General features: G+C 62.8%; 1 protein-coding gene and 1 pseudogene. Both read right to left on the reverse strand.

Annotation, left to right across the window (positions count from 1 at the left end):
* Window positions 1–401 (reverse strand): annotated as a pseudogene (locus ACSIPU_RS30395) (site-specific integrase); the annotation flags it as partial.
* Between the two features lie 31 nt (window positions 402–432).
* Window positions 433–654 carry a hypothetical protein gene (locus ACSIPU_RS30400; protein ID WP_060568271.1) on the reverse strand — a complete coding sequence of 74 codons (222 nt, stop codon included), beginning with the start codon at window positions 652–654 and terminating at the stop codon, window positions 433–435.
* Window positions 655–732: the final 78 nt, after the last annotated feature.

Here is a 732-nt window from a genome sequence, read left to right on the forward strand (position 1 = left end):
GCGCGTAATCCGGCGGCCAGGGCAATCGCGGTGGCCAGGGCGTTGGCGGGCTGCTGTGCAGCGGCAATCAGGGCCACCTGGTCCGGGCTGTAGGCCCGGCTGCTCAGGATCTGTGCCTGCTCCGATTTCACCACCGGCAGGTGTTCGCCGGCAGGGAGGGTCTGCGTCACGTGGATCATCATGGCCTGGATGGCCTGGCGTTCCATATCGAGCGTTTTCTGGCCGACCTGCTCCCCGCGCTGCTCCAGGTAGGTGATGGCCTGCGCCGGTGTCAGTGTGCGTAAATCGCCGTGATTAATCCGGTTGTCTTTCATCCACTCTGCGATGCGGGTCAGGCCCTGCTCGTAATTCCGGACCGTACCGACAGAGCGAAGAATATCGCCCTGGAGGATTTTTATCACGCCCGTCGCCTGGCGGGCAGCGCTGGCGAATTTAGGCATTTTTTTCCAGCCAGCGGGTAACCGTGGACAACACGACTTTGATTCGCCGGGCCCGGAGCCAGCGTTGCAGCTCAGCTGCACTGGCCCCGGCCTGGTACAGACTCAGCAGTTCGCCGGTATAGCGGTCGAGGCGGGAGGGACGGTAGCGGACCTGGCGGATACGGCGGGTCTGCGCCTGCAGGGCGGCCAGTTCGGCAGCGGTATCAAATTCCATCTGTACTCCGGTGTGTAAGAACATCAGTGGAAATCCACTGCGGCCTGCGCCGATCGCCCTCGTTTAAACCGTAACGTG

It is taken from the genome of Klebsiella sp. HN106, assembly GCF_051209435.1.
In the GTDB taxonomy this organism is placed as follows: Bacteria; Pseudomonadota; Gammaproteobacteria; order Enterobacterales; family Enterobacteriaceae; genus Klebsiella; species Klebsiella oxytoca.

Bases quoted from the DNA above. Each gene is read 5' to 3' on its own strand.
- ACSIPU_RS30400 (WP_060568271.1), bottom strand. From the start codon at position 654: ATGGAATTTGATACCGCTGCCGAACTGGCCGCCCTGCAGGCGCAGACC.